The sequence below is a fragment of the Gymnodinialimonas mytili genome (assembly GCF_037544085.1).
Classification (GTDB): domain Bacteria; phylum Pseudomonadota; class Alphaproteobacteria; order Rhodobacterales; family Rhodobacteraceae; genus Gymnodinialimonas; species Gymnodinialimonas mytili.
This window is the reverse complement of sequence record NZ_JBBIFW010000008.1, coordinates 81,039-94,743: the sequence shown is the minus strand read 5'-3', so window position 1 is coordinate 94,743 and position 13,705 is coordinate 81,039. Positions and strand designations below refer to the sequence as shown.

Genomic DNA, 13,705 nt, shown 5'->3' with positions numbered 1-13,705 from the left:
TTTGGCGGCGTGAGGAGGTGGGGATTGATAATTACACTAGTATTATCTGGTAGCCAATTTCGCTCAGTCAAAATTCGAGACCCGAGTCCGAGTTCACTGGCGCCCTACCCCGCCTTGACAATTTAAGCTGCAACAAACCAAACTAATATGGATATGAGCGGCCTTTTTCGCGCTCATGATACAGGCGTGTTTTCGATCCGATTGACCGAACATGCCGCTTAGGTTTCGCGGCGAAACTTTCTTAGGGTTTGCTGAGAAGCATTGAGATTTCCTGCATCAGGCTCTGCATCAGATCATCGCTCAGATTGCCCTCAAGTTTCAGGATAAAGCCTTTCTGATCCCGCTGTTTTCGGATGGTGATGCCCGCCGTGGTATGCAAGACGTCAGCGCTTTCCCAATCTGTCGGCTGATGCTTTTTGGGGCGTCCAGTCTTAGCACGGGCACCGGGGCTTACGACGATCTGCTCCAAGGCTGCCGCCAGCAATGCCCATTCCTGATCAGCGGTTTCGACTGTAGCGCCAGTATCAAGCGCCTCGCGCAAAAGCGTTTCGCCCCCATTTCGCAGGGCCTGCGCCAATTGCAGCCCGCGCTTCTCGCTCAACTCATCCGCAAAAAGCAACATGTCGCCCAGCTCTTCATATACCAAAGCGAAAGAGCGGACCTTGGATCGTTTGGCCTTCGATGCGTGCGCGAAAAGCACATCGACAGCCGCTTCGACGCTCGCAAAAGCCCCCTGCTGCGCCGAAAGAACGGCAATGCGTCCTCGCTCAAATGGGCTTAGATCGGCGCGCACCTCGTTCTCTTCAACCATTGCCGCGAACGCCGCACCGGTTTCCATCGGCGCCCGAACCAGCGCCTTAATATGGTCATAAGTACCCTGCCCTACATCTGCAGCCAAAGCTTGCACGGCACGTAGCCGACGATACCCGGAAATGAGGCCATAGCGTTTGGCGGCGCCCTCGCCATGGTCCACAACTTCAATCGGCAGCCGCATTCCGCTTTCGGCAATGGAGGCTTTCAGTTCGGACAATTCCTCATGGTTCAACTGCACTCGGTCGCGCAGGATCAGATCGATCTCTATTGCGTCCAAAGGAATTTCTCGGATCAAAAGCCCGCCTTCATCGGCCTGGCGATAGCGCTTTGCATCACTTGCAACCTGCGCCGCCTTCGCGCGATCCTCTGGCGATTGAACCGGCGCGGTGCTGGCCGTTTCTGCGGCCACCTGCGCGATTGGCGCCATCCCCGGCAATGGCCCGCGACCGGGGGTTTCGCGGCGAAACTCTTCTTCCAGCCGGTTCAACTCATCCGCGCTTGGGGCGGAAATTCTTTCTCTACGCCGCACCATCTTCCGCCTCCTTCAATGCCTCAAGATCCCGCCACCATGTGCCAAGGATCAGCTCTTTCACCTCAGCCCAGGTTCGGTCGAATGTTTCACGCCCGCGCACATAAGTTTCGCGATTGAACTCACGGTAATCCGCCTCATAGATGCCATTCACCTGTTCCCCGGCCTGACCGACCATCGCGGTCATCTCTTGACGATAAGTGGTCATGAAATCCCCGAAATACGCCTGGATGACATTGGCCAGATCTGTTTGCTGCCCGGCATCAAAGCGCGTTACCAGGGCGCGAACCGCGTCCCACTCAAATCGCATTTCTGGCAGGCCAGTCTGCCGCCGCATCGCGTTTTCGCCTTCCTCAATCGAAGCAAAGGTCGAATAGAGCATGTCGAAGAAGCGCCCGGTTGAGTCGAACTCCAGGAACGACGCGCCAAGCGGCACCAGCAGGATATCGGCCGCCGATAACGCGTTGATCGTCAGATATCCAAGCGCTGGCGGCGTATCGAGAAAAACGATGTCGTACTCACTTAGAACATCATCGGCTTCCAGCGCGTTCGACAACGCATCCCAGAGGGGCCAAGATCGAAACCCCATCCGCCAGACCGGTATCTGGAACTCGGCCCAATAAAGGTTCAGTTGCGCGCCCAAGAGATCGATGTTGGGCCAATGCGTGGGTTGGATCAGATCTTTGGCGGAGATGTTGATCGCTTCGGTAAGGGTTTCGTCGAAAGGCAGGGGAGGGGTTCCGGATGCCTCTCTGACCCGGTTTTCAGCCAGCACGGCCTGCGCGTAATCTTTGGCCAACAGCGGGAAGGCGGTGGACCATTCATCGGGCACATCGCCGCCCATAATCGAGGTCAGTGAGCCTTGGCTATCCAAGTCGACCACCAGCACCCGATACCCGTCGAGCGCAGCAGACATCGCAAGATGCGCAGCGGTCGTGGTCTTGGATGTCCCGCCCTTGAAATTCGAAACAGCGACCACCTTGGCCGGCAGCCCCTCTGGCCGCCACGGACGATATTCACGGCCCGCCGCGCCTTCGGTGGCGAAGTGATCTCGCAGGCGCAACACGTCATCGAGGGTAAACCATTTGGAGTTTCCCTCGCCGGTGCCCTGCGGCAGATCCGGTTTCTTCTTTAAGACCCGTCGGAAATGGGCTGGCGCGACGGGGATCAGAAACTTGCAGACTTCCCAAGTCGAGAACCTGCGCAAGCGTTTCTTGCCGTCCGGGGCGTAACCGCGCTTGGCCAGATCCTCGCGCCCACGACTGGCGAACGCAGCCGCTTTTGCGAATCGTGTCGTGTCGATAGGCTCTGACAGGCGAGCGGCCGCCGCCTTGGGATCGATGTTAAAGTAAGGGGGGCTGTCGTCTTTGTTTATGCTCATCCTCAGTTTTCCATGATGTATCATTGTTTGCGAGGTTCAGCTCGAACTCTCGCACATCCAAATGGATTTTGAAATCCGTCAGGCTGTTTCGTGACGAAACCAATAAAATAATGCTGATCAGACCGACCACAAAGTTTGTAGAATCTTTAGTGTCTTTAAAAAGTTTGACGCTTTAAAACATCTTCTTATCAATATGTTATGATATTTTGAGGGCCCGTTTGCAGGTTGAAAAGTATCAATATGCAGGATGCTGGGGACCCGTATGCGGGATAAGTGGAACCGATTCTCAGGCAAAGGGGTGCCTCTTCCCGGTTTTGTGCCCATAGGCCGCCAATCAAAGTCTATTTCAAGAGTCGGAGCGCAGGCCGATCCCGTGTCTGGGTACCTTAAGCGCAGATCATCCAAGGTTCTATTGCGCTCGGGACCCATTTACGGGACCATTTGTCGGGAGTTTAAGGTACCTGTAGCCCGGTTGATTTCGGGTTCTTTTCGCCGCAGACTGACGCAAAAAGAGCGGTGAGGCGGAGATGGACGATATCCCCCGAGATAAGTTGAGCGGAGCGTTGCGCCGGGGCGCGGTCAAAAAGCATGTCGCTGCGATCCATGTTTCAGGCAAGTTGACGCTTCTTCAGCGCAAGTTGTCGAACGTTCTTCTGCTGAATGCCTATGATACCCTGACCAGCCGCCCCAGCCATGAGATCGACGCGCGCACGTTGTGCATCCTGATCGGGTACAATTCTAACGACATTGATACGCTCAAGACCTCGCTCAGAGGTTTGGCTGAGACGGTCGCGGAATGGGATATGTTGGACGAGAAGGGCCAACAGGAATGGGGCGTGTCCAGTCTGCTCAGCTATGCCAAGCTGAAGGGGGGCGTTTGCGAATATGCTTACTCACCCGCCCTGGCCGAAAAGCTGCACGACCCAAAGGTTTTCGCGCTTATCAATCTGAACATCCAACGGCGTTTCACGTCGGGCCACGCGCTCGCACTCTATGAGAATTGCTACCGTTTCGTGCGGACAGGGTCGACGGGGTGGTGGTCGCTTGATCTGTTCCGACGCCTGATGGGCGTGACGGATTCGAGTTATTACGAGAGCTACAAGCACCTGAACGCCAAGATCATCAAGCCAGCCGTGGTTGAGGTGAACAAGACGTCGAATATCCAGATCAAGCCTGAGATCCGCAAGCGGGGCAGGGCGGTCAGTGAGATCCGGTTTCTGATCGAAGAGAACCCGCAGCTATCGATCCTTGATATCGATGACGGCGACGGCGTGCGCTACAGTAAGCCCTACAAACAGCTTCGCGATCTAGGCGTAAGCGATAGGCTCGCCAAACAATGGATTGCGGAGCACGGGGAGGACGCGGTCGCGCAGAAACTTGATTACGTGAAGGCCCGCAAAAATGTCCGCTCGATGGTCGGTTATCTATCGGCGGCGTTGGAGGGCAATTTTCATACCGATGCGGACGGGGCAGGGGAGGCGGCGCCCTTGAGCCCCGAGGCGGAGCGTTTGCGGCGTGTGTTGGAGGCGGCTGCGGCGCGCACCCCGACACAGCGGGATGCGGATAAGCGCGCCTTCTACAATCGGTTGAAGAGCTACGACGCGCGGCAGGATTTCGAACGTCATGGCTGGCATTCGGCACTCAACGCAAAAGCAATACTCGCTTTTTGGGAAGAAACACATTCTGGCCTGATGGATGGGATAGAATAGCCCACGAGCGGTTGAGGCTGCCTGTGTTTTGGGTTTGGCTCGGTTTGACTTTTTTCGTTTGGCGGGCGGGTAGCTTATTGTGGATTCACAAAACGATCGGATTGGGATTGATGCGTCGTGGATCGTGGTGCCTTTGCGGGAAGAAGACCGGTATGTGGCCGTGCCTGGGCTGGCGCCCTTGATTACGGTTGAAGGCATCTCCCGGATAATTCGCGTGCAGGAGCTTGCGGATCCGCGTTGAGAGTAGGTGTTCGCGAGATCCGTGCTGTCTTGCTGCGGCCCATTGCCGTCGAAATAGTAGCCCCCTGGGGTCTGATATGGGGCCATTTTGCGCATGGGGAGCCTATTCTCTTTATGTCCGATAATGCAAACTTATTGGACATGGTGGAGAGCGGCAGGGTGGGGCGGTTTATACATCATATTGTGGACGTAAGCGCCGTCCTGCGATAGTCTTGTGGCATGACCTATGCCCCCGAGCGCGCCGACACCCTCCCTCACATGCCCGCCTGGGTCACCGCGGCGCGGCCGGAAACCCCTGAAGATGTGGCCTTTCGGTCAGGCGCTGCTCTCATGGTGCTCGATCAACTGGCCTCCGATCCGCGATATGGTGTGCCGGTGAAACTGCTGGCCAACCGGCTGGCCCTGAGTGCGGCGACAGCGACCTCGAAGTTGGAAGGCCGGCTGGCGCGCGAGGCCGATATTCGTGACGCCTTTCATCTGGCACCACCGGGAGAGGCGCGGGGTCCGGATGGGGATCTTCTGGCCTTCTGGCGCGACAGTGTACGGCTGCGGGCAGAGGGGAGTGGCGAGATCAATGACCGGGTTGGCGCTGACTTTGCGGGGGAGGTGGGCGTCTGGATCGATGCGGGTTTGGAGCGTGCCAGGACCCATGGGCCGCTGGCGGGTTGCGTGGCCGTCCTATGCGCTGTGCTCGACGCTGACGATCGGGCGGAACGGGTCGCCTGCCTGCTCTCGGATGTCGTCCTGGCGCGGGCGCTGAATTGGAAGACTGTGCTGCCTGTCTCCGCGCGGCGGCTGACAAAGGCGATGTTGCGAGACCTGACGGCAGACGGGCAGGGGCTCGAGCTGGCGGTCCAGGTGCGGATCCTCGAGTCCATCGAAGAGACGATTGGGCTGGCGCGAGACCTTGCTCGTCGCGGCGAGGCTCTTCGTACCGTCGCCCCAAAACTGCGAGCAAAAGGATCGGACGCTGCCGTCAATCTGTTCCTGACCGAGGATGCGGTGGCCCCGGCCTCGATGCTGTCTCCAAGAGTTCGCGGCACCTCGATCCCGATGACCAATCGTGCCGCGCGGCGGTTCTGCGATAGGCTGGTGGAGTTGGGAGTGGCCCGGGAACTGACCGGGCGACCGACCTTCCGGCTCTACGGGATCGCGCCGTGACGGCGGCGGCCAGAAAACGGAAACCGGCGGACGAGAGTGGCGCCGTCTTTGACCGCGAGCTGGACGATCTCCCCCAAGAACTGCGCTGGCGCGAATGGATGGGACGGATCGAGGCAGTGCTCTTCGCCAGTGCGTCGCCGGTCGGCCGCGACGACCTGGCGCGCGTGGTAGGGCAGGGGGCCTCGGTCGAGATATTGATCGACGACATCCAGGCCGAGCTGACCGGCCGTCCCTATGAGCTGGCACATGTCGGACACGGCGTGTCAGGCAGTGGCGGCTGGATGTTTCGCACCAAGACCCAGTTCTCCGAGGCCATCAAGGCCGCCGCCGACCTGGGCGACCAGTCGCTTGCCTTTACCGAGATGGAGATGGGGGTGCTTTGCGCCATCGCCTATCACCAACCGATCGACCGGGCAGGCCTGGCAGAAATCTTCGGTAAAGAGATCAGCCGCGATCTGCTCGCCCGGCTGCGCTACAAGGACCTGATCGCCTCGGGACCGCGGTCGCCGCGACCCGGCGCGCCGCATACCTTTGTGACGACGGAAACGTTTCTGTTGACGTTCGATCTGCAGAGCTTGCGGGACTTGCCAGAGCTAGAGTTGGACCCGCGTGATCCCGGCTGATCAAAGCCGCAGAATCTTGACAAGTTGACCGTCTATCTTTATTTATCCCTTCGAAGGGAAGAATTATGTCGACGCAAGCATCAGCAGACCTCACGATCAAAGAAGCCGCACATCTTGCTGGCGTTGCCCCGAGGCGGATCGAGAAGGATTGCGAAGAGGGTATCGTTCCAAGGCGTAAGACAAAGCTTTGGATGCGCAAGACCGTGGCTGCGCATGTGCCAATGCATGCGGTCGCTTATGCGCGGGCCATGCAAACACTCGATGGCATCAAGATGGAAAAGAAGTCGAAACGTCTCGTTTGGAGATTCCTGCGCAGCTCGAAGACAGCCAAGTTTGGCAGTCTGGAGTTGTCGCCGGGTTTGACACTTCATCTTGAACCGCTCGTCACAGAGGTTTGGGATCGAACACGTATCTATCTTGAAACCAGGCATGAGCACTTGGCAGTAGATCCAGAAATCTTGGGTGGCGAGCCGATCCTGAAAGGGACACGCATTACCTGCCAATCCGTTCTCGGGCGCATTGAGGGTGGCGAAACCGTGGACGATCTGGTCGAGGACTATCCCGAGATCAGCAAAGAGGCGTTCGAGGCCGCCCTTGTCTATGCGAAGGCGCATCCGCCGCGGGGAAGACCCGCTTCCGGCAAGCCTTGGCGCAAGGCTGCATAAGCCTCATTCATGCGGCTTTTTCTGGACGAATGCCTGTCACCGCGCGTGGCGAACGATCTCATGGCAGAGGAAGGCTACTATGTCGTTCATCCGCGCAATCAGGGCGGGCTCGGTGAGGCAGATCATACCGTGCTCGCCCGTTGCATCGAACATGATCTTGTCATTGTCACCGAGAATGCGCGCGACTTCCGTGCACTCGCATCGCGCGCCGACATACACCCTGGCATGATCATCCTACCGTGCCTCGGTAGGGTTCAGGCGAAAGCTCTTATCAAAGTCGCCATTGCTTATCTGGAGGAACTCGGCGACCCGGCCGACGTGATGGTGAATAAGGTTTTGGAGGCTGAGGCCGACGGCGGGATGACGCTGTACGATCTGCCAGAAGCGTAGGAAGTGTCTCAGACCAAGAGACGGTCTATCCGGGAGAGCGGCGGGAAGCAGTCTTTCGCTGCGTTTGCTTAAGAACCGTTGATGCGTTGCCATAGCGGACGTTGAACTATGATCGCAGTCGAAACACTGTCTTTTGTGTTCCCCCCAGTAGAAGCAAGTAAACTGAAGCATTGACAAACGCCTGGAAAACACTGGGCCCGAGCATTCGCGTCGCTAAACCTTCCAAACGCAACCAATTGGCTTCTCATTCGATATTTGGGCGATTTCCTGACGCCTTTGGCGACTGCAAAAAAAATTCTGGCTAACTGCAAGTCGTTCAAACTGCAGTGACACGTAGTCTTCGGTTGATTTGCATGTTCACGTTTGGTTCGCGTTGTGTTATCCCGCTTGTGGGATGCACGAGTTAATAATGTGCTATCTCTTTTTGAAAGGTACTAAATGTCGACTCGGCTCTTTATCAGTCATTCGTGGTCATACAGTGAACGCTACAATGCAATGGTGAACCTGCTTAACAATCGCCTGTACTTCAACTTCACGAATTACTCTGTCCCAGAAACCAAGGCCTTCGGGCCTATGGCGCGGTACAAAATGGAAGAAGAGCTGCGCGGTCAAATTCGCCCAGTCAACTGCGTGATCATCATCGGCGGGATGTGGGCTAACCACAGCGATTGGATCAGGTTCGAGATGGACTTCGCCAACAGCATCAACAAACCGGTGCTTGGTGTACGCCCGCGCGGTGCACAGGTCATGCCGGTTGCTGTTGCCCAGGCGTCCGATTTGGTAGTGAACTGGAACTCAGATTCCATCGTCGCGGGCATTAGGCAGATCGCGTGACCAATCCCAATCTAGAATACCCGGCGCTATACGACAGCGCGAACAACGGCTCCATCAAGGCGCAGAGCCGCTTCCTGCGAACGATCAGGCTTGAATACTTCCTATTATTTTGCGTCAGCGTGGCAAGCGCTACACGTGGGGTGTCTGGGATCAACCCGCTAATCATTTCGCTCTTGCTAGTTGTGCTGGCAGGCCTTTTCGTTTTCAAAATATTCAAGCGGCTAGATCAAGACTGGTACCGATGCAGGGCGCTTGCTGAGTCAGTCAAGACATCGACATGGCGGTTTTCAATGCGTGCGCATCCATTTGAGGATACGAGCAGCATTGAGATTCCAAAGGCCAATTTCAGAAACCTCCTCAAGGATATCTTGCAAGCTAACAGACACATTGCAGCGAACCTTGAAACATCGGTGACTGAACAGGTCACCGGCTCGATGGTAGAGATCAGGAAATTGCCGCTTGATCAGCGGATGGATTACTACGTCAAAAACAGAATTGATAATCAGCGGACGTGGTATTCCAAGAAATCGAAAGCAAATAAGAACGCTCTTACATTTTGGGTCGCGGCCACCATCGTCCTTTATATCATTGCAGCGATTGCGCTTAACGCAGAGCAGCTTGGTCTACCTCGGGCAACGCTAGCATTCGATCCTCTGATCGTCGTTTTGACCTCAGCCCTTGGATGGCTACAAATGAAACGGCACGGCGAGCTGATGGCGAGTTACAACCTTACGGCCCACGAGATCGGGATCATTCGCGGCAACTCAGAGTCAGTGACGTCAGAGGAGGAGCTTTCTGACTTCATCAATGAAGCAGAGTTGGCGTTTTCGAGAGAACATACACAGTGGGTCGCCAGGCGAGATGCAACTTAGGTTTTACACCAGCATGTCTGGAGCTGCCGCTAGAAGAAATTGAACGGCAAGAGCAGCGGCTTTCTGATTCAGTCAAGCAAACAAGTCCCTTGGACTGCTACAGGAGGTGAAAATGCAGGGGTTGGACAAGCTCCTCAGGGAACTTGATCAGGCGCAAAATGCGCTTGCGCGTTTGGATGGCACGTTGACGACCGTCGAGTTCGACCCCACCCAACCCGGAAGCATTCAAGCTGCCATCACAAAGATGGAAGGCGCGGTGGATGCAAGCGTAGCGGCCTATTCGCGCAATCCAATGGTTAAAGAGCTAACTGACGGCGTAAAAGCTAATTTGAGGGAACAGATTGAACAGCGTGCAGCAAAGGCACGGACGGTAGCCGCAGAACGATACGAGGAACGTGAGCAGATGGACGGTACAATTTTTCGAAAGATAGAAAATACGATTGATGACCTAAAATGGGCAGACACGAATACTTTCGATCGTCATATTAAGAAACTGTCCAGTCTGCTCAAGTCCGATGAACTTGTTGAAATGTCGGATGAGTTAGTCGGGCTGATCGACTTGGACGCGTGGCTGGCCGCTGGAGAAGCCACACAAGGTGGCATGGTTGGTAGTGCGGAACTAGAATGGCCAGTTGACCCACGTGAAGAGCTCGGCATGACAATTGCCCTAGCTCATTGGTTCGCGGACAAACCTGATCGAGCGATCCACTTTGCCCATACTTTCTACAATAGTGGGGGTCGAAAGATTACACCCGAACTTCAAGGCATGGTGGCGCAGGTATTCGCACCCTTTGGTCGCGACTTTATCGACTACGTAAAGCAAGAGACTGGCGTAGTTGAGTTGACCAACATCCCTGAACAAAGTGCATCCACGGCACGCAAAGTATTTGTTGTTCATGGTCATAGTGAAGCCGCCAAAGAGAAAATGGCGCGGTTTCTGTCACGCCTCGACTTTGAACCAATCATCTTGCACGAACAAGCAAGCGGAAATCGGACCGTGATCGAAAAGATCGAAGCCCACAGCGATGTTGGGTTTGCTGTTGTCTTACTGACGTCTGATGATGTGGGAGGAGCATTAGGCGGCGACACCCAGCCGCGCGCGCGTCAAAACGTGATATTAGAGCTGGGTTACTTCGTCGGAAAACTTGGCCGGTCACGTGTGGCAGTCTTTAGGCAAGGCGACGTGGAAGTTCCATCTGATTTTGGTGGAGTAGTGTATATTCAGCTTGATGGCGCCGGGGCTTGGCAACAAGCTCTAGGCAAGGAGCTCAATGAGGCTGGTTTCGCCGTCGATTGGAACAAAATCATGACGTAGTACCGTCCGGTGGGTTGCGCATACCGACTAAAGGAGACAAAAAATGCCCGGAGCAGCGTATATTGTGTTCGACGGTGATAACGACGGTTGGGCTTACCGCTACATGAACGGTTGGAAAGCAAACCGGAACATCGATTTTTCGTACCATAACGCCAATGATTTGGATACGATGACGAGCCGTGCCCAAAATGAGCAGTATGTAAAATCTAAGCTTCAAGAGAGGATGAGGCAGTCTTCAGCTGTTGTTGTACTAGTCGGCGAAAAAACCAAAAACTTGTACAAGTTTGTCCGATGGGAATTGGAGTTAGCACTGGAACTGCAGTTGCCGATAATTGTTGCCAACCTAAATAAACAAAATAGGCAGGATGACGCATTGTGCCCTGCAATTATTCGAGACAATGGTTGCGTCGTGCACATTCCCTACACTCTTGAGGCGCTTAAATTTACCATGGCCAATTGGCCGAGTGAGTGCAAAAGACTGAGCAATGCAGAGATCAGTGGTGGAGCGAGATACTACTCTAAATTCGGCTGAAAGAAGCTGTTTGTCTGAGTGACGACTTACTGGTCGCGAGATTCTTGAAATGCCGTAGAATTGTACTCCAGATGCAACTTTGGATTGTTAAAGGATGAAGGTTTGGAGCGGGCCGGAGTTACTGGCCCAAAAAATCCGCGTGTCAATGCTTTGGATGCGCTTTGGCATGATGCGAACAAACGTATGTCGCTAGCCTTGTGGCACGATGCAGATTTCCACAAAACTACAGTCAATTTCGGTGACTCAATGGAACTTCTTTTTTCAACAACCCTCAAACCAATGGCTGACTTCGAAGTGGGAGAAATCGGTCTCTGCAACTTTGGCAGAGGTGCCGAACTGGCCATGCTTGTTGTCAAACTTGAGGAGGATCTTGGTTTTGCTACCATGCATGATCAGGGTGATGACCAGTTCAGTGTTCACTATGTGGATCACAGACCTGACCTCTGCCTTTCTTATGGCCACGACTGGAAGCTCGTTATGGACCCAACTGGCGATATCCAAATAGGAGTCTACGCATCGCCCGAAATTGGCGACATAGTCATGTGGGATGGTGCACATGGCCTGTGCGCATCTCAGCCTCGAGGCCCTATGAAGAGCAAGATCAACTTTCCTCTAACTGGCACCGTTTCTAATAGGTCACGCGTTGAGGCAGTGTTTAAGTCTTGGAAAATTGTCCTCAACGAGACTGACCCCGAGACTGGCCTAGGTCCCGTGATCTTCCGCCACAACAACTCTACGTAGCTTTCGCAGTCTTGATCGAAATATTGTCGGAAGTAGGGATCCTATTGCAGCTGTTCGATCAGCATGTCCCAGTAAAGTGAAGCGCCACCTTCAAATGTTAGCTTAGAACCATCTTGGCGACCAAACCCCATTCCGAGACTCTTCAAAAACAAGGCTTGATCGTCAGCTTCAACCGTAAGCTGCTCGTTGTAGCCATTGGTGGCAGCGTTCTCGCTCCCTGAGTAAGCAATTCCGCCAAAGTGTTCCGATCCCATGAAAATGGTACAGGCGCTGACTTTCTTGCCGCCACGATAACAGACTGCTGTGAACCTGTTGGCATCAATACGTCGAAATGTCCCTTCAATCTCTGGATTGCGAGATGCAAGTTCGGTCAAAGAATTCTCAAAATACTTGGCCATGTAGTCGAACGCTTCATGGAGAAAGGTGTCACGATCACGGTCTGTGAATGACTTGGATACTCTGAGATTGCTTGATCTAATTCTAGGCTCGGTCATCAAAGGCGAAACTTGACTGGTGGGTTCAGATGAGGCTTGGGATTGCGGTGAACCACCAAGTCGCTTTGCAGCTTTCTGAACAGCTTGGGCGACCTCACGAAACGCCTGATCTCTATCTGGTCACTGCGTGACTGGTTTCCCATCGGTTGGAACCCCCAGAATTTTGCCAAACGGAGTGTCGTGCCAAAGACAATCACGCAAGATAACCGGAATGACAATTGCTTCCTCCCGGTCATGCCTCTCAATCGCCCGCAACATCTCCTTTTCGTAGCAATAGTCAGATGCAAGAAAATCGGAACTGATCAGAAGAAGAATAATGTCGTCCCTCTCAACATGAATGTTGATCTCACTGCCAAACTCTTGGCCGGGATCAATTCGCCGGTCATGTCATGTTTCGATCAAACCTTGGCGTTTTAAAATCGCCAGTTGCTTTTCGAGCTGATCGCGAAGTGCCTCGTCGGCATGGCTGTAAGAGAAGAAGACTGATGGCATCGCAGATCCACATGATACTGTTGTGGGTGCTGTTTATCCGATTTTTCTGCGGCCGACAGTGGCTAAGGGGCTCTTCCCCCTCTTTGTCACGAAGAAGAATATATCATTGCAGCAAAAAAGACCATTTTGGGCGAGGTCGCCGACCGGACACTGGTGCAACTGCGGCGAAGGCTGGATTTGTCCGCGTCTGTGAGTTCACTTAAACCCTTATATTGCGCCCGCAGCGAAAACCCGGTCTGGTGAAGCTGCGATGCGACATAGCCTGACCAGACGAATGGCTGGTTTGGGCCGTACTCAACGCCCTGATCCCGGACTAGCAATAATATACTGCGCTGGCTCCGATGGCAGTAGGGAGCCCAACTCCCTCGTTCGTGAGCCCGCAGCGAATGTCAACTCTTGAGTGCTGCATCCTGATAGGCTTCCGCGAGGCGTGCGATGGTCGTCCGTCGCAACTCATCGACCAACGTCGCTTCAGCGAGATCAAGCGCGGTCTCAACCTCGCCACGTAGCGCGCGCTCGATCACGCACGTAACCGGGTTGTCCTCCCCTGTAGGTTCCGGGCGCATGAACCGCTCCCCCAAGGCGACATAGACATCGGCTAGAGTAATCTCTTCCGGTGTTCTCGCAAGGAACCACCCTCCCGAATGTCCTTTCTCTGAGGTCAACAGTCCTCCTTCTCTGAGAAGGCCCAAGACCCGACGGACGAACGCCGGATGCGTCTCGTGGAGTTCGGCAATTTCAGCGGAGGTTCGTGGGTAACTTGCGTCTGCCGCCATATGACCGAGGACATGTAGCGCGAGAGACAGCTTCGAATTTCGTTTCATGATACTTTTAGAGTTGCATGTATGTTGCTACTCTCCTAATAGCATGAAGTCGACCGGCCTTCCATCGGTCCTTAACCAGGTCGGAGATGC

At 54.7% G+C, this 13,705-nt stretch carries 15 protein-coding genes; 10 read left to right on the top strand and 5 right to left on the bottom strand.

Features of this window, described 5'->3' with window-relative positions; all coding sequences use genetic code 11:
- Positions 1-241 precede the first annotated feature (241 nt).
- Both V8J82_RS22700 and V8J82_RS22695 read right to left on the bottom strand, forming a co-directional pair.
- Positions 242-1,345, bottom strand: coding sequence for a ParB/RepB/Spo0J family partition protein (locus V8J82_RS22700; protein WP_339979147.1), 1,104 nt, complete (start codon positions 1,343-1,345; stop codon positions 242-244).
- A complete protein-coding gene (locus V8J82_RS22695; protein WP_339979145.1) occupies positions 1,332-2,723 on the bottom strand; it encodes an AAA family ATPase in 1,392 nt (463 codons plus the stop codon). The genes V8J82_RS22700 and V8J82_RS22695 overlap by 14 nt, the downstream gene beginning before the upstream one ends.
- Positions 2,724-3,250: 527 nt before the next feature.
- Here V8J82_RS22695 and V8J82_RS22690 point away from each other — a divergent pair.
- The 10 genes from V8J82_RS22690 to V8J82_RS22645 all read left to right on the top strand — a co-directional run bounded on the left by V8J82_RS22690 (position 3,251) and on the right by V8J82_RS22645 (position 11,805).
- Positions 3,251-4,432, top strand: coding sequence for a replication initiation protein (locus tag V8J82_RS22690; protein ID WP_339979143.1), 1,182 nt, complete (start codon positions 3,251-3,253; stop codon positions 4,430-4,432).
- Positions 4,433-4,891: 459 nt separating this feature from the next.
- Positions 4,892-5,833 (top strand): DUF1403 family protein, encoded by a 942-nt coding sequence (locus tag V8J82_RS22685; RefSeq protein WP_339979141.1) that lies wholly within the window; start codon positions 4,892-4,894, stop codon positions 5,831-5,833.
- Positions 5,830-6,456: an SMC-Scp complex subunit ScpB gene (scpB, locus tag V8J82_RS22680; protein WP_339979140.1), complete on the top strand. Its 627-nt coding sequence runs from the start codon at positions 5,830-5,832 to the stop codon at positions 6,454-6,456. The genes V8J82_RS22685 and scpB overlap by 4 nt, the downstream gene beginning before the upstream one ends.
- A 191-nt stretch (positions 6,457-6,647) precedes the next feature.
- Positions 6,648-7,121 (top strand): DUF433 domain-containing protein, encoded by a 474-nt coding sequence (locus tag V8J82_RS22675; protein WP_339979139.1) that lies wholly within the window; start codon positions 6,648-6,650, stop codon positions 7,119-7,121.
- Positions 7,122-7,130: 9 nt separating this feature from the next.
- The gene (locus V8J82_RS22670; RefSeq protein WP_339979137.1) at positions 7,131-7,511 is read left to right on the top strand and encodes a DUF5615 family PIN-like protein; all 381 of its coding nucleotides are present in this window, start codon (positions 7,131-7,133) and stop codon (positions 7,509-7,511) included.
- Positions 7,512-7,949: 438 nt separating this feature from the next.
- The gene (locus V8J82_RS22665) at positions 7,950-8,345 is read left to right on the top strand and encodes a TIR domain-containing protein (protein ID WP_339979136.1); all 396 of its coding nucleotides are present in this window, start codon (positions 7,950-7,952) and stop codon (positions 8,343-8,345) included.
- Positions 8,342-9,217, top strand: a complete 876-nt coding sequence (locus V8J82_RS22660; protein WP_339979135.1) for a DUF4231 domain-containing protein — start codon at positions 8,342-8,344, stop codon at positions 9,215-9,217. The genes V8J82_RS22665 and V8J82_RS22660 overlap by 4 nt, the downstream gene beginning before the upstream one ends.
- A 112-nt stretch (positions 9,218-9,329) precedes the next feature.
- Positions 9,330-10,532, top strand: coding sequence for a YuaX family protein (locus V8J82_RS22655; protein ID WP_339979134.1), 1,203 nt, complete (start codon positions 9,330-9,332; stop codon positions 10,530-10,532).
- A gap of 43 nt (positions 10,533-10,575) precedes the next feature.
- Positions 10,576-11,064: a TIR domain-containing protein gene (locus tag V8J82_RS22650; RefSeq protein WP_339979133.1), complete on the top strand. Its 489-nt coding sequence runs from the start codon at positions 10,576-10,578 to the stop codon at positions 11,062-11,064.
- Between the two features lie 84 nt (positions 11,065-11,148).
- Positions 11,149-11,805 carry a hypothetical protein gene (locus V8J82_RS22645; RefSeq protein ID WP_339979132.1) on the top strand — a complete coding sequence of 219 codons (657 nt, stop codon included), beginning with the start codon at positions 11,149-11,151 and terminating at the stop codon, positions 11,803-11,805.
- A gap of 41 nt (positions 11,806-11,846) precedes the next feature.
- On the opposite strand, the gene V8J82_RS22640 is transcribed toward V8J82_RS22645, so the two are convergent.
- The 3 genes from V8J82_RS22640 to V8J82_RS22635 all read right to left on the bottom strand — a co-directional run bounded on the left by V8J82_RS22640 (position 11,847) and on the right by V8J82_RS22635 (position 13,615).
- Positions 11,847-12,203 (bottom strand): hypothetical protein, encoded by a 357-nt coding sequence (locus V8J82_RS22640; protein ID WP_339979130.1) that lies wholly within the window; start codon positions 12,201-12,203, stop codon positions 11,847-11,849.
- Between the two features lie 216 nt (positions 12,204-12,419).
- The gene (locus tag V8J82_RS23755; RefSeq protein WP_439650095.1) at positions 12,420-12,674 is read right to left on the bottom strand and encodes a TIR domain-containing protein; all 255 of its coding nucleotides are present in this window, start codon (positions 12,672-12,674) and stop codon (positions 12,420-12,422) included.
- A 506-nt stretch (positions 12,675-13,180) separates the two neighbouring features.
- On the bottom strand, positions 13,181-13,615 hold the full coding sequence (locus V8J82_RS22635) for an Rrf2 family transcriptional regulator (protein WP_339979129.1): 435 nt from the start codon (positions 13,613-13,615) through the stop codon (positions 13,181-13,183).
- Between the last annotated feature and the right edge of the window lie 90 nt (positions 13,616-13,705).